Below are 24330 nucleotides of genomic sequence, written 5' to 3'. Positions count from 1 at the left end.
CAATCTAAACTAAACTAATTAAACTAATATTCCAATTCTATTGAAAAGGATACAAATTTACTAATTTTTTTTATTACAAAATGAAAAACCTGATAGATTTTCTTTATAAAATGAAATTTATCAGGCTTTTTATTAACAAAAAAATTAAACAATTAATGTTTAATAATTTTTCCACCGGCTAAAGTCTGCTGGCTTACTTCAGGTTTGCCGTATATATCTATTACACCTCCTGCACGGGTTTTAGCATTAACTTTTTCAGTTGCCGTAATCATCGCATTCCCTCCTGCATTAATTGCTACTGATGCATTTTCAGAATCCAGATCTTTTCCATTATACTTACCTCCGGAAGTAATGACTACATCCTGCTCATCAGCATGACCTGAAACATTAATAATTCCTCCGGAATTGACTCTTGCTTCTAATTTAGAAGTTTCAACTTCAGCACTGACCATAGCTCCTTCTTTAGCATTTAAAAAAACTGAAGAAGAAGATATTTTATCCACTACTTTCACTACTGCTCCCTCACTGGCCTGCGCACTACTAATTTCTCCCTGATAATAAATCTTTACTTTTACATCATCTCCTGCTAAAAGTTTGGTAGTTTTCATTCTTACTTTTAATTCTCCGTTTTTATTCACCACATCTACATCTTCTCTTTTTAAACCAGTAATCACTACCTTATTTTCATCGGAAGCTATAATATCAGCAGAAATCCTGTCAAAGACTTTTACTATGGAAAAATCTCCCATGTCCAACTCTTTTTTTTCCTGAGCTGTCATTCCCAGAAATCCTAGGAAAAACAAAACTATAACAACTAATCTTTTCATATTTATATTACTTATATAATACATTTTCAATAATTAGGCCATACTCTAAGTAATCATTGTATCAATCGGGTACAAAATCAAGACAAATAGAATTCATACAATATCTTTTCCCGGTAGGTTCAGGTCCATCATCGAAAACATGGCCTAAATGAGATTTACACCTTCCGCATAAAACTTCCTCCCTCACCATCCCATAACTTGTATCCTGCTTATATACAACACTATTTTTGCGAGAAGGTTCGAAAAAAGAGGGCCAGCCACAAGTAGATGAAAATTTAGAATCTGAACGAAAAAGCTGATTTCCACATACTGCACAATAGTATATACCTAACCCTTTAAAATCATTATATTTACCCGTAAACGGAACTTCCGTGTCACCTAAACGTGCAACTTTGTATAATTCAGGATTTAAAATCTTTTTCCATTGAGCATTACTTACATTAATTTGTTGGGTATCTGTTCTTGAAAAATATGGATTAATCCTATTTTCAGCTGTTTCAGAACCGGATTTGATAGCATGTTTTTTACTTCCTGTACATCCTGTAAAAAAAAGGCAGAGAATAATAGTTCCGATAAATAATTTTAAATTAGTAATCATACCTTTAAGATTTATAATTAAAATTTAATTTAGTTATAACAAAAACTGAGCTATTTTATTACAAAAAAGCTGATATGGTAATTACTGATAAAAAAAATTAATTAAAAAATTATTTGCTGATTAATGAAAGCCAGGATATTAAGGAAAATACATCATTATTTTCAGATTCTATAGAAAAGTTAACCAGTAACTTATTTTCTTTCATATAATGAGTAATAATTTCCAAACGTTTCAAATTTTTCATATATGCTTTGTAATCTGAAAATTCCTTTTGAGTTCTCATTTTGTCAAAATTAACTTTCATATAAAAGATCACGTCAGAACTTATTTTAGGGGCAAATACAGCATTATTTACTGTGCTTAAAACCAAATAATCAGGCTCACTTTGAGCTTCTATTTTAAACAAAGGAAAAAACTCCCTACTTATTTCACCATTTTTCAGCAAAATATTTTCATGTGTCAGATACGTTTTTAAACCATAGGCATCTGATTTAATTTTAACATTAAATCCCGGAACAAAATTAATTTTTTCTTTGATTACTTCTACTTTTTCAAAGTTATCGTCATACTCATAAGAAATTTGCTGTTCTTTCTGCTGTACAGGCTCTTTAATCTCAACCTGAACTTCATTTTTAAAATAAGGTAAAATACTATCTGTATTTAATTTATATTCCCCAATTTTAAAAGACTTATGGGAAGCATAAGGACTTACATCGGCATTTAGCCATAAAGAAACAAAATTATCTTTACTAAATACAGGTGCTTTAATTGGTTTTGAAACACTAAATTTATGAGAATTTATTTTAATTTCTCCTTTTATAGCTGAATCTTTCCAATGAATGCTTCCTTCACTGCTTAAATTATAAAAAACTATTTCACCTTTTTTATTTAGTATATTTTTGAAAGGACTTTCTTTAATTTTTACTGTATTTTTTTTTGAAATTAACTCTTTTAAAATATCCGAAACTTTTTCCTTTGTAGCTGAATATGCAAATACAACGGTATTCTTGTCATATAATAATTTCCACTTTCTATCTTTACTTGAATATAAAGATGATAAATCCTTATCATTTTCTAAGTCCAGATGTGTAGTCACATATTTGTGAAATAATTTATAATCTTTTATGTTGAGAGATCCGAATATGGTGGTTTCTTTTTTTCCATCCACTGTAAAAAGAAAAATATCCGCCGGTATGTCGACTGTTCCTATTAGTGAATTTACATTTGTAAGAGAATCAGGTAAATTCCTCTGATTACTGATAAATTTTTTCATTAATCGATAAGTATCCAGCTTGATCAGAGTTTTTGTCTCATTATAAACTAAAATATTCTGTGATTGTTTTTTCTGATACCAAAAATATCCACATAAAAGAATAATTAGTGAAAAGAAGGCTGTGCATATCAGGTAAATAATTTTTTTCATTTTTACATATCGGTTAACATTTCCGACAATTTTAAAAAGTATTTCAATGAATTTTTATCTTCCTCAGTAGTGCTGAAATTATATTCTCCTACAACTGAATTTCCTTTTACCCCTTCATCTTTACCATTAATTTCGCCCATAGCTCCGAATAGGTTTCTCATTTTTATGAATTCCTCAATATTATCAAATCCGCTTTTAGGTAATTTCCCAACTAGCCTGTAGGGTTTAAAATTGAAATTAAATTTATTAGAAGTAAGATTTATTTTATCCTTTTTATCAAGATTTGCTTTGAATGTATTTGTTTTGATTTTTAACAATTCATCTTTTGATGATCCAACAAATACAATATTTTCATTCTCTTTTATAAACATATAAAATGACACCGGCTCTATATTGGTATGGTGTATATGATAGATACCATCTTCTACATTAACTGTACCTTTTTTCATACCGTAATTTAATATTGAGTAAATAATCCGCGGATTATCTGATGAAGCCATAAATAAGAAATCCGGCACATTATATGTTTTTACTTTTTCCACTTCAGTTGCATTATAGTCTTCATCATAGTCATACGTTTTATACGAGTGTTCTTTAGCAGTAAAACCCTTTAATAAAAAGAGAGCATCACCTTTTATAACTTCAGCAACAGATTTTTCATCTAAAAACAAAGAAAATAATTCAGCAAAAAGATTTATTTCATCTTTATTTTCTTTAAAAACTTCTCCATAAATACGAGCCATAAATTTAGGATATAATTCTAATAGTTTCTGAGTATTTATTGCCGAACTCATATAACCAACCACTTCGTCAGAATCAATATATTTATAAAATTTTTTGTTTAGTTTATGGTTATAAAGCTGCTTGTACATTTCTACATCTTTATCGTAAAGCTCAAAATTATATTTTAACCGTATAGCATTTTTATCCATGTTTAATGAGCCTGAAACATTTTTACTTAAAACATTTGTAAGCAATGATATGTTATAATAATAATACAGCTTTGAGTAAATGAATTTATTAGATTGAAGAAGACTCCAAGGTCTTGACATATTCACAAAGTAAGTTACAGCCGCATCCTTATCAATACTTTTTCTATATTCTTCATTTTCCATGATTGAAGGTTGTGCTTTAGTCCTTCTAAAAATAGATTCCCCATAAGAATACATCCAATTCTTTAATATTTCATTTTTGATACTATCTTGAGATGCTTGATATTTATCATAAGCCTTTTCATCATAATATTCCCTTTCTTCATAATTATCATATTCAACAGGCGAATCTTCAAAATTATCATCATCATCATCATCAGTTTGTTCATCATACTCAGAGTGAACAGCTATAGTATCTACATCAGAATAGCGATCATAATTATCAGAGGAAACTATTGCTGAGTCTGCTGCAACCGCTATATCTGAAAAATCTTCGTTATAATCATATTTTTTTAAAACAATTGAATCTTCCGGATAATAAAAATCGTAGCTTGATTTTTCTGTCAATCCATAACGTTTGGCAATAATCGTATCTTTTCTTAAATACTCATCATTTAATTCACCATAAACTAACAAAAGCTTTTTGGTATCCCAAATTAAATACTGACCCGATTCATAAAATTCTTTAGATCCATTATTGAGTTTTATTTTTTTATTTACATCTTCTTTTTGCTGTATTAGCCGGTCAAATTTTAAAGCATTATCCAATGAAACCAGATAACAGTTAAAGATAATACTATCATTAATTTGTTGATAAAAATACATATCTGCAGAAAAGTCGATACCTGTATCTCTTATATCTTTATCTTCTTTCTCTTTTTTAAAAAATTGGTTGAGAAGCACGCCTCCCATACGGGTTTTATTAAAATCTTCCAGACTAATGTGTTCTAAAAATTTATTTCCTTTGGCATGAATGACCATAGAAGCATCTTTAGGTATCTTATAAACTAATTCTTCCTGTGCTGAAAGAACCATGAAAAACGATAGAATTAATGTTGTAAATATAAATTTCATCAGGGTACTAATTGTATTTGGTTTGAAATATTGGCCGTATTATTTATCAGATGCAAAATGGATGTTTTCTGCATTACTGATTTTTTACTCTTTGAAAGAGTAGATTTTGTGTTTTTTATTTGCTGTACAGTATAAGGAAATCTGTAAATACTTGTATATGTTGCATTTTTAAAAATTTCCTTATCATCTTTTTTTAATTTATTAAAAGCTGTTTTTGCACTTGCATTATTATATTCGTATTTAAATATTTTTTTTGACGTCTGATAACTGTATGCAGGAACGTCATCTACTTTTATTTTGTATGCTGTAAAAATTTCTTTACTTGCCTTGTTAAGAATTGAAACGTGATCAAAATTAAAACTTACAGTTGCAATAAACTGAGTATAATCCGTATGATAAGTAACTTTACTAATACCTTTGATTTTTTTTAATTTTGCTGATAAATCTTCTAAATTTTTTTGTATATCTTTCTTTTTAGGAATTTTATGTCCGTTTATGCTATCAAGAAGCATAATTGAAGAAACTTTATTTTTACTCTGGCTCAAATTAATGGTTAAGGACATTTTTCCACTTCCGTCAGGATTCATATCTACCTCCTCCAAAATTTCAAAACATGAAGTTAACAAAGAACAAGTACTTAAAATAAAAATCACTTTTAAATATCTAAATTGGCCTGAAAAGAATAAAATCATGATATTTAATAATTAGAATCAACAAATATATTGAAATTAAACGATCTAATACTAATAAACGCTTTTTTCTACAAGGCCTAAGAATAATAATAAGATTTTTACGATGTTTTTACAATAATAAAAAAAACTACAACAACTTATCTTCCCACTCCTCAGGCTTAAATCCTACTAAAACAAAAGAATCTGTAACTAGCAAAGGTCTCTTCAACAACATTCCATTACTTGCCAGTAAAGAATATAGTTCTTCATCTTCCGCCTCTTTTACTTTATCCTTCAGATTTAGTTCTTTATATACTTTTCCTGAAGTATTAAAGAATTTCGATAAAGGGTAATTACTTTTTTCCTTCCAGCTTTTTAATTCACTTTCCGAAGGATTTTGAATTGCAATATTTCTTTCTTCAAATTCCAAATTATGTTCATCTAACCATTTTAATGCTTTTTTACAAGTACTGCAATTTGGATAACAAAGTATATGTATTTTTGACATTTGTTTTATTTTTAAATTCCGTTAAATATACATATTAAAAACAAAATATTTTCAATTTTTAAATCACTGATTATAAGCAAACAATCATTCGTAAAAGGGTTAAATTAGTAAAAAACTCATTATTATTAGTATCTTGCAAATGAATTTATAATTACATATTTGATGGCTAAAGAAAAGTTGGTTGCACCATTTTTAAAATGGGTGGGAGGAAAAAGGCAAATTATGCCCTCTATCATCAGCTTAATGCCTGAGAACATAGACGATTACCAATATATAGAACCATTTATCGGCGGAGGAGCCGTTTTATTTCACCTTCAGCCCAATCAAGCAATTCTTAATGACTCCAACACCGAACTAATCAACGTATATAAAGTGGTAAAAAATCATTTTACTTCTTTGATAAAAGATTTAGCAAAACATGAAAACACTTCTGAATACTTTTATTCCATACGAAACCTGGATCGTACGGAGGAATACAAAAATTTAACCGATGTCCAAAGAGCTTCCCGTTTTATTTATTTGAATAAAACTTGCTATAACGGATTGTATAGAGTAAACAATGCAGGTAAGTTCAATACTCCCTTTGGGAAATATAAAAATCCTACTATAATAAATGAATCCGTTCTGAAAGCAGTCAGCCAATTTTTAAATGAAAATGAAATTTTATTAAAAAATTCAGATTATGAAAGCATATTAAAATCAGCAAGTCCAAAATCATTTATTTATTTAGATCCTCCTTATCATCCAATATCTGAAAGCTCAAATTTTACAGGCTACGTTCAGGGAGGATGGAATAAAACCGATCAGATAAGACTTAAAGAAGCTTGTGACGAACTAAATTCAAGACATATCAAGTTTTTGCTTTCCAACTCTTCTTCAGAATTTATAAAGGATTTATATAAAGATTATTTCCAATTTACGGTTAAAGCCAGTCGCTCAATCAATTCCAAAGGTGAAAAAAGAGGAGAAATTGATGAAGTTTTAATAAGAAATTATGAATGAATCGAAAAACGAAAGTGCCTGGATAAAAATATTTGAAAAATATAAAATTCTGGAGAGACTTTCAGAAGAAAGCTGTATTGAAATTTCATCACTTGAGATTAATGAATTTCGTGAAGCTCGGTTGATGACTAAGTTCGATCATCGCTCACAATTACCTAAATTATTTAAAAACAACAACTTATCTATCTTGCCCATATCCAGAGGCAATTATATTATAGGCACATTTGAAACATTTCATCCGTTTGCCAAAAATCAAAAAATAATTACTGAAAATATTAAGTTCCCTCCATTGCTGGAAAGTTTAAATTACGAAAATATCACCAGTGAAGCCGCTGCTATTAATTGTGCCTATATATCTGGAATTCTTCAAGATTTTACAGAAGATGATAAACTTATGCCTACCGTTAGTGGCAGAATGAGTTCTTCTTGTTTTGATTTTATTATTGATCACAGTGCAGGCAAACTTCCGGTTCATGTAGATAATTCCCAGCTTGAAATTGATGGCGGTTATGAAGGTAGAAATAACTTGTATTTACTGGAGGCTAAAAATTACTTATCCGACGATTTTTTAATACGTCAGCTATATTATCCTTTCAGATTATGGCAAAAAAAAATATCAAAATCTATTGTGCCTTTATTCTTGACTTATAGTAACGGTTTTTTTCACTTACGTGAGTATTGTTTTAATGAGACTGAGCATTACAATTCTCTGGAATTAATCAGGGAAAAAAAATACACTCTTAAAAATAAACAAATAGACAGGGAAACCATTATTCTAATTGCTGAACAAATATCTTTAATTGAAGAACCAGAAATTCCTTTTCCTCAGGCCGACAATTTTGAAAGAATTATTAATTTAGGTGAGCTGTTAAAAGTTCGTGAATTTCTGACAAAAGAAGAGATTACAGATAATTATGATTTCGATCCCAGGCAGACAGACTATTATATAAATGCCGGAAAATATCTGGGAATTTTACAGTACACTCAGCGTAAGGGGCAAAATGGTTGTACCCTTACTGAAAAAGGGAATAATGTTTACTCGCTTTCTTTGTATAATCGACAATTAGAATTCAGCAAACTGATACTTCGTCATAAAATTTTTAACCAGACAATTAAAAACTACTTTAAACACAAAACTCTGGACAGAAATTTAGTGATACAGCTTATGAAGGATTGTTTGTTATTCAATATCCGTTCAGAAAATACGTACCATCGAAGAGCCTCTACAATTATTAACTGGACCCAATGGATTATTGCTCTGACCGAATCTTCTTCCCAAACTTATACATTATTTGACATGGAATAAACCATTTTTTATCGCACGACTGAGAAAATCATTTCATCCAGATAACTATCATTTTTATAAATAGCCTTCTTCAGAGTTGCTTCGTATTCAAATCCTGCTTTAACCAATACTTTCTGAGATTGTTCATTTATACTAAAAGGCTTTGCAAACACTCTGCTGATATCCCAGGTAGAAAAACTATAGTTTACCATCTCTTTTAAAACTTCCGGCATAATACCTTTTCCCCAGTATGATTCAGAAAGCCAATAGCCGATCTCAACACTTTTCCTGTATATATCAGGTTGAAGAGTTACTCCTACAGCCCCTACAGCTTTTCCATCTATGTGTATGGCAAACTCTTTAACCGGATTTTCATAGAGATTTAATGAAATAAACGTTTGTCCGTCTTTTTCTGTATACGGAAAAGGAAAGGAATCTCTTAAATAACGAAATATGTTATAATTGTTGGCATGTTTTACCAGACTCATAACATCCGACTCTTCCCATTTTTTCAATTCGAAGTTCATAAAATCATATATTTTAATTTTGATTGAAAATATTTGCTGACATTATAATATATGAACTCTTATTTCAACTTAATATAATCAGCCATATCATAACAAAAATAGAAAATAAAAAAATATAATGCATAAATAAGTATCAAAAACTATATTTGCCAACACAAAATAAATATATAATATCTAAAATCACAAATTAATGGAATTTTTAAACGGAATTAATGCTCTGACACTTGTATTTGTCTCAGTGCTGATTTTTGCCATAGCGTATCGTTTCTATGGTATATTTATAGCTAAAAAGGTTTTACGCCTGAATTCAAAAAATGTCACGCCTGCAATTGAATTTGCTGACGGTCATGACTATGTAGCCACCAACAAAAATGTTCTTTTTGGACATCATTTTGCAGCTATTGCCGCTGCAGGACCATTGGTAGGTCCTGTACTGGCTGCCCAGTTCGGTTATTTGCCCGGAGCTTTATGGATACTTATAGGCTGCGTATTGGGTGGAGGTGTACACGATATGGTAGTACTATTTGCTTCCGTTCGACACAAAGGACAGAGCTTGGCCACTATAGCTTCGAAAGAAATTGGTCCCGTTACAGGAACCATAGCCGGTTTTGCCATTTTATTTATCCTTATACTGACACTGGCAGGACTATCACTAGCTTGTATAAGTGCTATGCACGAAGCTTCATGGTCTTTATTTACAGTGATTATCACTATGCCCATTGCCGTTTTGATGGGCTTAATTATGAGATACAGAAAAGACAGCGTAACACTGGCCAGTATTGTCGGAGTTGTCTTATTAGTCACCGGCATCATCTCTGGGCACCACCTGATGCAGAATGAAACCTTAAATGACATGTTTCACTGGAATATTAAGACTATTTCCATAGCCATTCCTATTTATGGCTTTCTAGCATCTGTTTTACCCGTATGGCTGTTATTGGTTCCAAGAGACTATCTTTCCACTTATCTTAAAATCGGGACTATTTTGATGCTTGCTATTGGTATTATATTTGTTCACCCTACTATTGAAATGCCTGCAATCACTTCATTTGTGAACGGAGGAGGACCCGTGATCGGAGGACCGGTTTTACCCTTCATATTCATTGTTATTGCTTGTGGAGCTATCTCCGGATTTCATGCAATTATTGCAACAGGTACCACACCGAAAATGATTTCTGATGAAAAAGAAATATTATTTGTTGGTTATGGGGCAATGTTAGTAGAGGGCTTTGTTGCCCTGATGGCCTTAATTGCAGCCTGTACGTTGATGCCGGGAGATTATTTTGCTATCAATACACCAGTGGATGCTTATCAGAGCTTCCTGGCAGCACACCCGGATTTGCATAGTGTCGATCTTCAGTATTTTATAGACCATATCGGTATTGATCTTCACGGACGTACCGGTGGTGCGGTTTCCTTGGCAGTGGGTATGGCACATATTTTCAATAATATTCCTTATATGGATGAATTAATGGCTTACTGGTACAATTTTGCCATTATGTTTGAAGCTGTATTTATTCTTACTGCTATTGATGCCGGAACTCGTGTAGGACGGTTTTTCCTACAGGAAATGCTGGGAGGAGTCATTCCTAAATTTAACGATAAAAACTGGGTTCCTGGCATAATAATCAGCAGCATCCTGTTCACCTTTGCCTGGGGATATCTCGTGTACACAGGTAATGTGAGTAGCATCTGGCCTCTGTTCGGAATCAGCAATCAATTATTAGCCGCCTGCGGTCTCATTGTATGTACAACCATGCTGATTCGTATGAATCGAAAAAAATACGCTTTATGTTCTGCCATTCCGGGAGTCTTTATGGCTATTATCACTTTCTGGGCAGGATATATTCAAGTGGTGGATATATACCTTCCTAAAGAACAATACCTTCTTGCTTCCCTGGCTGTAATAGCTATGCTTTTAATGCTTTTTGTCTTTGTGGGAGCCTTTAGACGATGGGCGGAATTAATGAAAATTCATACAACAGTGGTTGACAAGTACGGAGATACCGTTAAAGAAATTGTTGAACCCTGATTCAACTGTAAATAAATTTTGAAAAGGCAGGATCACCTGCCTTTTTTTATTTAAAATAACTTAATTTGCATCATTATAATCATTCAAATAATGAAATATATAATTTTCACACTTACACTGCTTTTCAGCTTGTTATGCCATTCGCAAACTTTCGACCTGATACCTCTGGGTATATACGGAGGTTTAGATGAAGACAATCTTTCCGCATATATAATCAGTGAAAAAGACAAAAATGAATTTTTATGTATGGATGCCGGAACTATACGGACCGGAATAAAAAAAGCTATTGAAAAGCAATCTTTAGCTGGAAGTCCGGATAGCTTATTGAAAAATAATATTAAAGGTTATTTTATTTCCCATGGACATCTTGATCATGTTTCAGGAATGATTATTAATTCTCCGGACGATTCACCTAAAAACATTTATGCCCTTTCTCCGGTTATCGAAATTTTAAAAAAATATTATTTCACAGAGGGACCCTGGATCAATTTTGCCAATGAAGGTAATTTTCCCCAATTAAATAAATATTATTACCGGTCTTTTAACGCTTTTGATACATTTGCTATTGACAACACACAACTTACCGGACAAATTTTTGAATTAAGCCATGGAACTCCTTATAAAAGTTCTGCCCTTTTGGTGAAATCTGAAAATCAATATATTCTTTATTTAGGGGATACGGGAGCAGACCGGATAGAAAAGTCTACACAGTTGAAACTACTTTGGAAAACTATTGCTCCTTTAATCAATCAAGGTTCTTTGAAAGCCATACTTATTGAAGTATCTTTTCCTAATTCCCAGCCTGAAAATTTATTATTTGGTCATCTGACACCTGCCCTCCTTTATGAAGAACTCACTCATTTATCATCCTACTGCAAAAGCGGCAAACTTAAAAATCTACCCGTGATCATAACGCATCTAAAACCATCAGGTACGGCTATAGAAACTATAAAAAAAGAACTGATTACCCATAATGTTTTAGAAGTTTCGCTTATTTTTCCTGAACAAGGTAAAAAAATCTCTCTTTGAGGCTTAGTTTAATTTAGCTGATTAAAAAAAATATTCATAATCAATAATTTATAGATATAAGAAAGCATGCAAAGAAAAAATCCTGTTTTTTTTTGTTGTAAATCAAAAAAAAGTTGTAAAATTGCATCATAATTAAGCGGAAGTAGCTCAGTTGGTAGAGCGTCAGCCTTCCAAGCTGAATGTCGCGAGTTCGACCCTCGTCTTCCGCTCAAAAAAAGAGTATCTTAACAAAGATACTCTTTTTTATTTTGATTATTAAACGTTTACTTTTCAGTGATTTTTTAATTTTTTCACCAATTTCTTTTCCGATAATTCCCATATACCTTTTTGTGTAAAAAAATAAATCTGTTTTCCGTCGCTTTCTGCGAAAAGAACTGGTTCTGAGTGAAGAGAAGACGGTGCTCCTAAAAATTCATTGGTTAATTGAAAAGCATTGGTATCGTGCCCGCTGAAAACCTCATCATTGTGACTATGTTCTTTTAATGAACCTGATGGTAAAAGCATGATACCCTGCTGAGTGATAAACAAATAAGACTGATCTTTTATTCCGACTATTTTATATAATTTATTTTCTTTGTTACCTACATAAGAAAAGGTTGGAATTTCTCCTAAGTAATTATCACTTTTCTTAAATGCTATATTATCGGGCATAACTATCCAAACATTGGAATCATTATCAGAATAGAGTGATTCTACAATATTATCTGGTAGCCCGTTACCACTATGTGCCTCTTCTGCATATCTTATAAAACCAGATTTTTTCAAAGAAAGATTGTACATACCCAGATTGGTTCCCACATATATGTTTCCATCGGGTGTTGCTGTTATACAATAATTGGTGATAACATCCAGCATTTTTTCAAAGACATGGGCCATATTTTGTCTGTAAACTCCCTTAAAAAGGCTGACCAACCATATTTTACCTTCTGCATCCAATGTAAGATCCACAATTTTATCTGAAATAAATTCTTCTTTTAACTTTGTCAGGGTATGTATATCAAACACCTGAGCTCCACTATCAGTACCTAACCATAAATGATCTTGTACAAGCAAAGCTTTATAAACCTTATCAGGGAATTTAATCAATGATTTTAATTCCCCTTTTTTGTCAATTTCGAAAATTTCACTTTCATATACTACATACTTTTTGTTTTTACCAAACAGAAAACTTGTTTGTACTTCTTGTGCTGATAAAGCAATCATTGTTGTGAAAATAAAAATTAAACTCAGAATCAGTTTTTTCATTATTTATAAAATTTTTACAAATGAAGTGTAAAAAAAAATAGTATAAAAACAGCAGCTTCGATTTAACCATAATATAAACATTTTGTAACCGTATCTTAACTGAACGATACCATTTCTTGATTTTTTGTTAACCAAAAATTAATATTAAAAACAGACTTTTGCCTCAACTATCAGATAAAATAATTAATGAAAAAAATTTTCTTATTTTTAACAGCTTCCTTAGGATGGACAGGAGTATATGCACAGAATGAACTCCCAAAACAAATGATTATGTTCATTGGTGACGGATTTGGAACTTCGGCCAAAGTAGCTGCAAGAATGTCTTTGGGACAAGGAACAGAAGGAAAAAGATTTACTAAAGATGCCGGATATCAGATTCTGGCTCTAGATAAATTAAAGTTTCAAGGTTCATTAACTACCCATAGCTTAAATTCATGGATTACCGATTCCGGACCGGGAGCTTCTGCATATTCCGCTGGAGAATCCGGAAAACTGGATAATGAAGCCATTTCTTATAATGTAGGCAAAGGAGAATCGGTGGAAACCATTTTGGAAAAGGCTAAAAAGGAAGGCTACGCAGTAGGGCTTATAACTACTACACGTATAACGCATGCCACACCGGCCACTTTTGGTTCGCATATTTGGTTTCGGGATCTTGAAGACTACATAGCCGCACAATTTATTTCTTCAACTAAACAACAATATGAAGAAATATTTAATAATCCGGCTTCCGTTATTGCTCCCTACGATCCTGCCAGAGACTGGACTTTACCGGATCCTAAAATAGGAGTTGAAATTGACGTATTATTAGGTGGTGGTGCAAGGCATTTCTTACCGAATAATTATGCAGAAGATGTTCTGGATTCTCAAGGAAATACAATTTCATATAATGGGAAAACTGTAACCATTAAAGGAAAACGTGCTGATAATGTAAATCTTGTAGAAATTGCCAAACAAAGGGGATTTGTACACGTAAACAGCCGAGATGCATTATTAAATATAGATATCTCTCAGTTTACACCAGATAACAACACTAAATTAATCGGTTTGTTTAATGCTTCGCATGACAATTATGAGCAGGACCGGCAGATGAATGCTCCATGGGAGCCTTCATTACCTGAAATGACCGAAATGGCTATTAAAATATTGAAAGCCAAAGGGGGGAAAAAAGGATTTTTTTTAATGGTTGAAGGTGGTAGAATTGATCACCTGGAACATGCAAACAGCGGAGGTATTACTGTAATTTCAGGAAATGGAAAGAACACCTATTCCGTAGACTCTGATCAGCCCGCATACGTAGGTGGTGGAGATGCTATTTACAGTGCCCTGCCTACCACCGAACGTCACACCAATGTTTACGGTTCCGATTACCTGATTAAGGAAGTTTTATCTTTGGATTACTCCGTCGCCCAAGCTCGAAAACTACTGAAAGAAACCCATACACAAACATTAATATTTTCTGCTTCTGATCATGAATGTGGAGGAACAGCTATTGTGGGTCTACACGATGCAAATGACGCACAATCTAAAGGAACCTATGTAAGAACGTATGCTTTAGGACCCCGACAAAACGGGTCAAATGCATCTTCCAGCGGTTCTGCTACTGTTACTACTGTAGCTAATCCGGCCGGAGTGAAAAGAGGTGATGTAGATTTTGGAACAAATAACCCGAACGGATGGTACCCTAACTATTCTACTTATGTCTTTCAGGACAGAAGTGAAGAGCTGTGGCCTACAGTTGAAAATAACGGACGAAGAATCGTTGTTGCCTATGCCTCTAATCCTCTTACCAATGGAAATGGGGATGTTGCCGGCGGAACTCCGGGTAACCATACGCCCATGGATGTTTTTGTAGGCGCTGAAGACAACATAAATGGTAAATATGCGGGAAAAATTTCAGGAATCGGTCAGATAGATAACACCTTTTTAACTCACATCATGGAAGAATTTCTGCTTCAGGGAAAAACAGCTGGAACAGAGGACATAAAAACTAAATCCATAGGCTCTTTAACGGTATATCCTAATCCTTCTCATGGTAATGTAAACCTGGATATATCTTTAAAAAACGATTCATATATTTCTGTATCAATAAACGACTTATCTGGAAAACTGGTTAAACAGTTCCGTAAAGATGAGCGTGCAAAAAAACATACGATAGATTTTGATACTTATCCTTTAACTCAAGGGGTATATGTAGTTTCGGTTGATACCAGCCACGGAAAATTATCTAAAAAATTAATTATTAATCAGTAATATAAATTAATATACATACACAAAAAATGCCTGTAAACAGGCATTTTGTGCTTTATCTTACTGGTTTATTGCTTATTTCCTTCAGTTGATTTTTTCATTTTCTTTTTCGATATCTGCATACAAATAAGGTTTGGAATCCACATGATAGATATATTTACCATCATTAATTGCTCTTGATTTAAATTCTTCCGGTATTTTATATCCTAACACTTCTGCCATAATATAAATGGTGTTTGAACTATTAAGCAGCAAAGCTTCTTTATCGATATATTGAGGAATTATTTCATTAATCTTTTCAAACTCTCTGTTTATTGTTATATAGGGAATTTCAAACTGATGAGAGCCACGTCCTAAAAAACCATGCCCTTCGCCTATTCTTTCCCCATGATCAGGAAAATACATCATTAGATATTTTTTTTCTTTATCCGCAATTTGAAAAACTTCCCTCAGAACTCTATCCGTATGATGAATGGATCTATCATACAGCAGCTCAAAACCCCATTCACCATTAATTTTACTTTTATCAATTTCATCTGACTTGTCTCCATACCACATATGGCTTCCCATCAAATGTATAACAATAAACTGTTTCCTGCCCGGCTTAGATTTTTCCTTTAAAATATCTATCAGCTGCAAATCGTCTTTGGTTTTATTATCTCCGCGAACTTCAGTAAAGTAACTATCATCTGCACCGGAAGCTATAAAACCGATATAACTATCAAACATTCCTATTTTTGCCTGATTTGAAATCCAAACAGTTTCATATCCTGCATCTTTCGCCAGTTCTATAATATTTTTTTGATTGAAAAATGACTGACTCTGAAATGGGGTAGAAAAGCTTAGTATAATTTTTAAAGCTTCGCGGGTGATCGGAGACGGACTTACAGCGTTATAATATTTGAGGTTGTGACCTGCAGTGGACAAACTGTCTAAAAATGGTGTTGTTTGAACTGAATTACCGTAAAGAGAGTACCGGCTTCGCCAGGAACTTTCACCAATGACCATAAAAATTTTTTCCGGAGAATTTTCAGAATTTAAAAAAGTAATTTTTTCAGGCAACTTCCTGTCTATACTACTAAACTGTTTAAACCTTCTCATTTCATTTTTGTAAGCCACTATCGTAATCAGATCATTATAAACCACCGGTAAACATATTGAAGAAACCTTCTGAACTGTTAAAACAGGATTTTCTTTGTATTCCAAATTTAACCTTTCGGTCTGATTGATAATAAGTAGCAGACTGAAGGGAACAAATACACCTAAATAAATACTTAGGAAAATAATTGATTTTTTCTTTGAAATACCTGATGTTTTTAATTCTTTACGAGACAGTAAGACGATAGCAATACAACCTGCAATTGCAAGTAACCCGGGCACTAAAGCCTGCCTCATAGCTCCCCAGGCTTCTTGTGTGTTTGTTTCAAATATAGAAGCCATTCCTCCCAAAGAGACCGGATTTTTAAAAATAATTGCAAAATAGGCATCTAAAGCTATAATCAATGATAATATCAGAGTAAAGAACAATGAATATTTGATTTTTGCTAACCAATTAATAAGAAGTACTAAACTTAAAACACCGGGAATGGAAAGCAAAAATGCATAATAGAGCCCCTGTTTAGCGTATAAGAAGCAGAGCAGTGTAAGAAAACCAATAAGAACTACAGTAAATTTATAGTTATAAAAGAACTTAAAAACTTTAACCATGAGCAGCGTTTAAAAACTGCAAATATACTTATAAATATACATTTTTTTATACGGATTATTTTTTGAATTATAAAGATTTGATTCGCTGTAATAAATAGTATCCGTATAATTTCAATCTAAAGTTAATATTCTTTTTTTCAAATATTTACACACACATACAATCATGCCAAAGAAGTTTAAAAAAGAACATCATGTTCTAAAAAAAATGCAGCAACCTATATATCAATAAAATATAAATAAAAAAAACATGCAAATATTTTCAAACTGAATTCTAACGTTTTAAGGCAGTATTTTTGAAACTTATTATAAAAACAATTGAATAATATATCGTATAAAAACAAATTTTAAATAAATATTTAATTTATGAAAACAAAAGAAACAGAAGTTTTAATCATTGGTGCCGGATTTGCCGGATTGTCTGCTGCATTAAAATTAAAAGAAAACGGGATTTCCAGTCTGATACTGGAAGCCCGGAACCGTGTAGGCGGGAGAACTAAAACCAGATACCTGGAGAGCGGACTCCAGATAGATTTGGGAGGACAATGGATTGGTCCTACGCAGGATCGTATGTATGAACTGGTAAATAAATATCAGATTGATTTATTTCCTAGTCAGCTATTCGGAGCAGCACAATACATGGTAAACGGTTTACCAATAGAAGATGTACCGGCTGAGGCCTATGCCATAATGAATGAAATAGATCGGTTGATTGAGTCGATTAACCTGGAAAATCCTATGTTGAGTCCTAACGCTGAGGAATATGATAAAATCACTTTTTTAGAATGGATTCGTTCTCATACCTCTGATGATGTAATTGTAGAATTTATCAATAGGATTATTACCGGAGCTTTATTAACTGTGGACTCCTGTGAAATATCTCTCTTACAGGGACTTTACTATGTTGCCAGCGGACAGGGGGTAAAAATACTGACTTCTGCTGAAGGCGGAGCGCAGCAGGATCGCCTGGTCGGAGGACCGCAGGAACTGGCCTCCCGAATGGCTGATGATCTGGGAAGAGAACATATATTTTTTAATGCAGAAGTAGTAAGAATTGATCATTGCGATACTTGTGTTACCGTTCATACCTCTGATCATCGTATATTTAAAGCTAAGAAAGTTATTATCTGCACCCCTCCGGTAGTTACCAATAGTTACATTCGTTTTTTCCCTCCGCTTCCGGTTAAAAAGCAACGAACTATTCAAAATCAGCTTCCTGGCAGAGCGTTAAAGTATCACGCTGTTTATTCACGACCTTTCTGGCGGGATAAAGGACTTTCTGGGCAAACTCTAACTACCGATGGTTATATCACTGAAACCATAGACAATTCGGTTCCGGGACATCCGGAGGGAATTATCACCTTTTTCGTTTATGGGTTTAGTACGGATATAGTGCAGGCAGATAAACAGGTAAGAAAAGAAATTCTTTTGAAGGAGCTTGCTGTCATGTATGGTGACGAAGCTTTAGATGCTCTTGACCTGATAGAGTATAACTGGCAGGACAAAGCTTACACTCAAGGCTGTTTTGCCGCGCACTTTCCAACCGGTGGATTTATTCTTTATTCCGATCAGGTTCGTAAACCTGTAGGCAGCATTCACTGGGCAGGAACAGAAACAGCTACGGTATGGAACGGATATTTTGAAGGAGCTGTCAGATCCGGAGAAAGAGAAGCTTTGCTTATCACTGAGTCCCTGAAATCTGATACTCCAAGTATTTAAAATTGTACTACGCTTAAAAAAAACCAAAAAAAGTATAGTAAAAAAACAATTTTTTAAAATAGTGGGAAAACTTATAGTTCTAACCTCCTATGTTTAATTAAAACTACCGCCCGGAAGACACATCTAATCACAGATTTTTTCTTCCGGGCTTTTGTTAGGATATATTAAATCTAGTTTGCGCTGTTTCTCTACGAAATTATTTGAAAAATCTGTACAGGTACTTATTCTTCTTTTTTAATTACGTTTCTGGCTATTTCAATTTTATATTTTTTGCCTTTCATTTTCTCTCCTTTAATATTTTCCAGTAATGAACGAACCGCTGATTTGCGTACGGCAGCAAAGGAAATAAAGTCTTTTACTTCAATAATTCCTAAATCATTTTTCCCTAGTTTTCCTTTTTGTAAAAAGAATCCTACTATATCTCCTTTATTAAGCTTATTTTTTTTACCTCCGCTAATATAGATAGTTTTGTATTCCGGATCTTTAGGCAAAGGATTACCACTTTTTAACGGAAGAACTTCTAAATGATCAGGAATATAATCAGCTAATGCATCTCCTTCAAAATGTATAATATAAGCCGTTCCTTCTGCCTGCATACGCGCAGTACGACCGTTACGATGAATAAACTCGCTTTCTTTTCCCGGCAAATGATAATGGATCACATGATTCATTTCCGGAATATCCAATCCACGAGCAGCTAAATCGGTAGTTACCAAATAATTTAAACTCCCGTTTCGGAATTGTATCAAAACCCGTTCCCGATCTTCCTGGTCCATTCCTCCGTGATAATACCCGGCCAATATTCCTTTGTTATTTAATAAATCGCTCACCCGCTCGGTTACTTCTCTGTGATTACAGAAAATCAATGCAGGTTCAGAGTCTAAGGAGCATAAAAGATCTGCCAAAGTATCTATTTTGTCTTTCTCCGGAGATAAAACCTTCTTAAGCGATAGAGCCTCACTTTTTTCTTCTTCCAGATAAGAGAGAACTATGGGAGATTCCATTCCTACAAAATCGGGAATTTCCACATCAGAGGTTGCTGAAAGAAGAATTCTCTTTTCCAGATTAGGTAGTTTTTCAATAATCATACTCATTTCTTCCTGAAATCCTAACTGGAGACATTTATCAAACTCATCCAACACCAAGGTTTTAATAAAGGAAGTATCGAAAGATTTCCTTTCTAAATGATCGGTCAACCTTCCGGGTGTTCCAATAAGCAAAGCCGGAGGACTACTTAAATTTTTCAATTCGGTATCCAAAGAATGACCTCCATAGCAAACATTAACCTTGAAAGAGGTACCCATCTTTTTCCAAACCTGTTCTATCTGCAAGGCTAATTCCCGTGAGGGAACAACTACCAATACCTGTACTTTGGAAATGTTATCCTCTAACAATTGTAGAACAGGCAGTAAGAATGCTAAGGTTTTCCCTGAACCTGTGGGAGATAATAATACCACCTCAGAATCTTTCACTATAGCATCTTGCGCTGCCAGCTGCATAGGATTTAGACTTTCAATTCCGATATTGGATAATATATTTTTGTCAGGATTTTCTTCTTTCATACTGCAAAGATACACTATTATCTTATGGGTGTATACGGGTCTTTTATTTCACTTATTTTAAAGTAATAAGTTAGGGTAATTTATAAAAAGATCTTCTGTTTAAATATATACTACTTGCTTCCTTTATAAACGGAAAAACCATAATATTTCCAAATGACATCAATATCCTTAAATCCGGATTTTCCCAACACTGCAAGATGATTCATCAATGAGATGGGTCTATCTTCAGCATAATAATTAGGCAACCATTTTTCTTCGATTTCTCTTATATCCACAGAACGTTTCATATAGTTAACCCATTCCTCTGTAAAAGTTTCCTGTAATTGTTCTGTTTGAGCTTTGACCACATCTCCATTAATAAAAATTCCCTCTTTTTTTAAGGCTTTATAAATTTTATTGTAGAAAAGTTGTTTATCTGCATCTGTTTCTAAATGATGTAGAGCCAGAGAAGAGATAATTACATCATACTGTTTATCGAAATTGAAATCGTTAAAGTCTGCATGTATACTTTGAGTGGTTATTCCTAATTTTTGTTGAGCTATCCTAATCATATTTTCTGCAATATCCACCATTGTAAATTTAGCTAATGAATATTTTTCGCGAACGCCCAAACTAATGGTACCCGTGCCGCACCCCAAATCCATAACATCAATCTCTTTGTCAGAGCTAAATGGGATAGCAGCCACAATCGCATGAATCATTTCTTTATAATAAGGAATCAGTTTTATAATTATTTCATCATATTCTTGTGCTTCATTTTCAAAATGATTTTTTAACTCTATTTTCCATATTTTATCTTGTGTTTCTTAAACAATATCAATAAACCACCTAATATACAAAATCTTTTTATAAGATAAAAAATCTTATTGATTTGTTTAAATTTAGTTTGGGTATAGGAACAGTTAATACTTCTCCATTATATTATTCAAAAACAACACCGCTACATGGTATGTAGCGGTGTTGTTTTTTTAAATCATGTAAATTATGAAGAAAGAGATTAAATCTTCCAAATACTCTAAAACTCAAACTCTCCTATTAAAATACCTTCATTTCCTCTGTCAGGATTATTATTTTGAAAAGTAATCATTTTCTTAGTCTGTTTTCCTGAGCTATACATAAGGAATATTTCTACGGAAATGGTGGTAGGTCCGGTAATACTCATTTGTCTCTCAGCAAAAAAATTGGTTTGTATTTTATATTTGCCCGGAATTGCTTTTTTCAGCATAAATTGTTCGGGGCCAAATCCCTGAGTAACATCTTCACTGTTTCGTCCTCCAATTGCTGTAGAACGATGACCATAATAGCACTTTTCCCCATTAGGATCTGTTACCCATAAATCAATATCTGTCATATCTTTATTCCAATTCATGACTACACGTATATCTACCGGAATATCTACAATAATTTTGGAGTCTATTTTTGAAAGATTTAATTCTTTAGGATATAGTGAAACCAGATTATTAATTTCCGGTACTATAATTTCGGTAATATCACGATCTCTATTGGCTATTTCTACGGAATAGTCGTTAGTCAGCACCTTATATAAATGTTCTAATGCCTGCTGGTATTGTTTATTATCCTGCAAAGCCAATGCATAGTCACGGTAACTTTGAGCATCAAAAGGTCTCCAATCCAGAACTTTTTTTGTAATAAACAATTCTGCGGGATATTCTTCAATTTCTTTCAGCTTATAAGCCAGCATTTTATACAATTCTGCATTTTCTAAGCCTAAATCTGCCAATGAACTTAAAATTTTTAAGCCTGTTACCTTATCTTTTTTCTGAAAGAAATAGCTGGCTACATCAAAATAAAAAGAAGGAGTTTCTATATATTCTTTTCTAAGTTCCAGATAAGTATCATACGGACTTTTTGAAGCCTCAATCAATTTAATATATTCCTTATCTGATTTTACATCCATAATTTTGATTTCGGGAATTTCACCAGCTTTTTCTTCCTTTATCATTTTACCTACTACCCGTTTATTGGAAGAAAAGGATTTCTGTTGATTTTCATCTAAAACAATACTACTGACTGACATATATTGTTGTTCGTGCATATCTGGCGGAGGTACCGGGTGTACATTTCTCATTTGGGCTACCTCTTCCCAATTGGCTATAACAGTATCTTTAACCGGCTGAGGGTATTTGGGTTTGACAGGCTTAAAATCTTTTTTCCACCAATCTTGTAACTCCCTGGCTTTGGCAATGGCTATTTGTAACAGATTAGATTTACGGGTCTCTTTTTGTGTCCAGCCTTGCTTTACTAATCGATTATACTCTTTCTGAAGTTCTGCGGGCGGATTGATTTGATATTTCACATAATCGGATACATTTTCCAGTACTATAAAACTGGTATGGGCTGTAACTATTGAAAATTGTTTTCCTATCTGCTCTATTTCCTCTTTATTTTTCTCAGCATTCATTTCCAGGAAATCTATTTTATGCTGCGCCCAAATTTTACTTATTTCTAAATTTTGCGAAGAGTTTTCTAAATCAATTTCTTTTTGAATTTCTACTTTTCCGTTTCTTCCTAATAAAATGATCAGCTTTGAATTCTTACTCTTAGAAATTCCTGAAACTGAAAAATCCTGATCCACTTCCGTCCCCAACATAGGGTAAACTTCAGAAACCGTTTCATTCTTAATTCCTAAAAACTGAAGCGTATTTCTGTTTAATTTAGTAAAAGCATCATCAACCGACTCTTCATTAAGATTTATAAATTTACCTCTGGTTTTTTGAGCAATATATTTAAGTACTCCTAAATTGGAGGTTGATGCGGAAGAAATGGTATACACAGGCTTGTTCAAATAAAGCTCATTAGAACCAAAAGATGAAATACCGTCTGAAAACATCAGGTATTCATCGGCTTTTAAGCTCAAACTATTTATTTTTGAATAATTGGTTCCTCCGTCATAGGTTATCGTTTGCAAATATTGTTTGAGCTCTGACCAGTCTCCATTCTTTATTTTAAATAGCTTACTTTTTTCCAGATTAATGTTTACTAAGGAAACTTCTATATTTAACTCTTTTTCCTGTGATACGATTTTATCAATAAGCTGCAATTCTTTTTCATGGTCTCTTTTTAATCCACTCAAAGAATTATCCCAGATAATTCCAATATTTTTAGACCACACTTTGGGGGTAGATGGAATTTCCTGCAATAAAGGTGCATAAAAACACACAGATCCATCTACGTTATTCTGGGTAAATGATTCTATTTTATTTTTTACCTGAGGCAATCTGATAATTAATGATTTCGTAGGAAGAAAGTCTGCTTTTGATAGACTGGCTTCGTAAACGTGGTTATTTTGAGAGAAATTAAAAGAGCCATCCGGCGATTCTACCAAAATAGGTTTGTAACCTGTCTGATATACTTTTGTTGTAAGGGTAAACTGTGAAATTTTTTTACCGGAATTCAGCAGCAAATGGTACTGATAACTAAATTTATCTGACTTTAGGGTCTGGTAATAGGATAACTGCACGGTTCGGGAACCTTGGGCCGGTATGGGGGATATTCGGGTTCTGAAATTATTTCCTTCCACTTTTTCCAGAATTCCGGGATCTACATTTTGCTTCTGTATACTTTCTAATACCTCAACTGCCCGAGCTTTAGCAACGGGAACCGCATTCCTCAATTTTCCGTTGATGTCTATCGCATACCCGCTGACCGATGCCGTTTCGGGTAAAGGAAAGACTAAATTTCCTTCGAGGTTGCGGTGAGAAGAATTGGTAAATACCAGCGTAGTAGTAGTTTTGGCCAGATTACCGAAAATTTCTACCTGTATATCCATAGATTTTAGTTGTATGGAATTTTCATCCGGACGGGAACCGTCAATGAGTATTCTTGGCATAACGGTTTTAGTTTCTTGTCCTGTTAAAGGGACAAAGGCAAACCATCCGTATAATGCGAGAATCATGAAAAATATGTTTTTCATACGTATTT

18 protein-coding genes and 1 tRNA gene are annotated in these 24330 nt (G+C 33.2%); 7 read left to right on the top strand and 12 right to left on the bottom strand.

Annotated features, from left to right (window positions below; all coding sequences use genetic code 11):
• Positions 1-152: 152 nt before the first annotated feature.
• From EQ921_RS03515 to EQ921_RS03490, 6 genes are all read right to left on the bottom strand, one after another.
• The gene (locus EQ921_RS03515) at positions 153-827 is read right to left on the bottom strand and encodes a head GIN domain-containing protein (RefSeq protein ID WP_164875258.1); all 675 of its coding nucleotides are present in this window, start codon (positions 825-827) and stop codon (positions 153-155) included.
• A gap of 61 nt (positions 828-888) precedes the next feature.
• On the bottom strand, positions 889-1425 hold the full coding sequence (gene msrB / locus EQ921_RS03510; protein WP_128330577.1) for a peptide-methionine (R)-S-oxide reductase MsrB: 537 nt from the start codon (positions 1423-1425) through the stop codon (positions 889-891).
• A 109-nt stretch (positions 1426-1534) separates the two neighbouring features.
• Positions 1535-2848 carry a hypothetical protein gene (locus EQ921_RS03505; protein ID WP_128330576.1) on the bottom strand — a complete coding sequence of 438 codons (1314 nt, stop codon included), beginning with the start codon at positions 2846-2848 and terminating at the stop codon, positions 1535-1537.
• A 2-nt stretch (positions 2849-2850) separates the two neighbouring features.
• Positions 2851-4854, bottom strand: a complete 2004-nt coding sequence (locus EQ921_RS03500) for a hypothetical protein (RefSeq protein ID WP_128330575.1) — start codon at positions 4852-4854, stop codon at positions 2851-2853.
• Positions 4854-5507, bottom strand: coding sequence for a hypothetical protein (locus EQ921_RS03495; RefSeq protein ID WP_221410461.1), 654 nt, complete (start codon positions 5505-5507; stop codon positions 4854-4856). Before EQ921_RS03495 ends, EQ921_RS03500 begins: the two co-directional genes overlap by 1 nt.
• A 166-nt stretch (positions 5508-5673) precedes the next feature.
• A complete protein-coding gene (locus EQ921_RS03490) occupies positions 5674-6033 on the bottom strand; it encodes an arsenate reductase family protein (protein WP_128330573.1) in 360 nt (119 codons plus the stop codon).
• Between the two features lie 162 nt (positions 6034-6195).
• On the opposite strand from EQ921_RS03490, the gene EQ921_RS03485 reads away from it, so the two are divergent.
• Both EQ921_RS03485 and EQ921_RS03480 read left to right on the top strand, forming a co-directional pair.
• Entirely contained in the window at positions 6196-7035 is an 840-nt protein-coding gene (locus EQ921_RS03485) for a DNA adenine methylase (protein WP_128151257.1), read from the top strand.
• The gene (locus tag EQ921_RS03480) at positions 7028-8341 is read left to right on the top strand and encodes a transcriptional regulator (RefSeq protein ID WP_128330572.1); all 1314 of its coding nucleotides are present in this window, start codon (positions 7028-7030) and stop codon (positions 8339-8341) included. The genes EQ921_RS03485 and EQ921_RS03480 overlap by 8 nt, the downstream gene beginning before the upstream one ends.
• An 8-nt stretch (positions 8342-8349) precedes the next feature.
• Here EQ921_RS03480 and EQ921_RS03475 read toward each other — a convergent pair whose 3' ends face one another.
• Positions 8350-8847 carry a GNAT family N-acetyltransferase gene (locus EQ921_RS03475; RefSeq protein WP_128330571.1) on the bottom strand — a complete coding sequence of 166 codons (498 nt, stop codon included), beginning with the start codon at positions 8845-8847 and terminating at the stop codon, positions 8350-8352.
• 190 nt (positions 8848-9037) lie between these two features.
• On the opposite strand from EQ921_RS03475, the gene EQ921_RS03470 reads away from it, so the two are divergent.
• The 3 genes from EQ921_RS03470 to EQ921_RS03460 all read left to right on the top strand — a co-directional run bounded on the left by EQ921_RS03470 (position 9038) and on the right by EQ921_RS03460 (position 12117).
• Positions 9038-10879: a carbon starvation protein A gene (locus EQ921_RS03470; protein WP_181951015.1), complete on the top strand. Its 1842-nt coding sequence runs from the start codon at positions 9038-9040 to the stop codon at positions 10877-10879.
• A gap of 90 nt (positions 10880-10969) precedes the next feature.
• Entirely contained in the window at positions 10970-11908 is a 939-nt protein-coding gene (locus EQ921_RS03465; protein WP_128330570.1) for an MBL fold metallo-hydrolase, read from the top strand.
• Between the two features lie 136 nt (positions 11909-12044).
• Positions 12045-12117: transfer RNA gene (locus tag EQ921_RS03460), tRNA-Gly, on the top strand.
• Between the two features lie 61 nt (positions 12118-12178).
• Here EQ921_RS03460 and EQ921_RS03455 read toward each other — a convergent pair.
• Entirely contained in the window at positions 12179-13153 is a 975-nt protein-coding gene (locus EQ921_RS03455; protein WP_128330569.1) for a hypothetical protein, read from the bottom strand.
• 186 nt (positions 13154-13339) lie between these two features.
• Here EQ921_RS03455 and EQ921_RS03450 point away from each other — a divergent pair, with 186 nt between their 5' ends.
• Positions 13340-15406 carry an alkaline phosphatase gene (locus tag EQ921_RS03450; protein ID WP_128330568.1) on the top strand — a complete coding sequence of 689 codons (2067 nt, stop codon included), beginning with the start codon at positions 13340-13342 and terminating at the stop codon, positions 15404-15406.
• An 81-nt stretch (positions 15407-15487) separates the two neighbouring features.
• On the opposite strand, the gene EQ921_RS03445 is transcribed toward EQ921_RS03450, so the two are convergent.
• The gene (locus tag EQ921_RS03445; RefSeq protein WP_128330567.1) at positions 15488-17110 is read right to left on the bottom strand and encodes a phosphoethanolamine transferase; all 1623 of its coding nucleotides are present in this window, start codon (positions 17108-17110) and stop codon (positions 15488-15490) included.
• A gap of 363 nt (positions 17111-17473) precedes the next feature.
• Between EQ921_RS03445 and EQ921_RS03440 the strand changes: the two genes are divergently transcribed.
• Complete coding sequence (locus EQ921_RS03440; RefSeq protein WP_128330566.1) at positions 17474-18826, top strand: FAD-dependent oxidoreductase; 1353 nt, start codon at positions 17474-17476, stop codon at positions 18824-18826.
• A gap of 221 nt (positions 18827-19047) precedes the next feature.
• Here the strand turns inward: EQ921_RS03440 and EQ921_RS03435 are convergent, their stop codons facing one another.
• From EQ921_RS03435 to EQ921_RS03425, 3 genes are all read right to left on the bottom strand, one after another.
• Positions 19048-20388 carry a DEAD/DEAH box helicase gene (locus tag EQ921_RS03435; RefSeq protein WP_128330565.1) on the bottom strand — a complete coding sequence of 447 codons (1341 nt, stop codon included), beginning with the start codon at positions 20386-20388 and terminating at the stop codon, positions 19048-19050.
• Positions 20389-20498: 110 nt separating this feature from the next.
• On the bottom strand, positions 20499-21107 hold the full coding sequence (locus EQ921_RS03430) for a trans-aconitate 2-methyltransferase (RefSeq protein WP_255424426.1): 609 nt from the start codon (positions 21105-21107) through the stop codon (positions 20499-20501).
• Positions 21108-21403: 296 nt separating this feature from the next.
• The gene (locus EQ921_RS03425; RefSeq protein WP_128330563.1) at positions 21404-24322 is read right to left on the bottom strand and encodes a VIT domain-containing protein; all 2919 of its coding nucleotides are present in this window, start codon (positions 24320-24322) and stop codon (positions 21404-21406) included.
• Positions 24323-24330 lie beyond the last annotated feature (8 nt).

The organism is Apibacter sp. HY039, from assembly GCF_004023655.1.
GTDB classification, from domain to species: domain Bacteria; phylum Bacteroidota; class Bacteroidia; order Flavobacteriales; family Weeksellaceae; genus Apibacter; species Apibacter raozihei.
The sequence above is the reverse complement of the archived record's forward strand: the minus strand, read 5'-3'. Positions and strand labels throughout refer to the sequence as shown.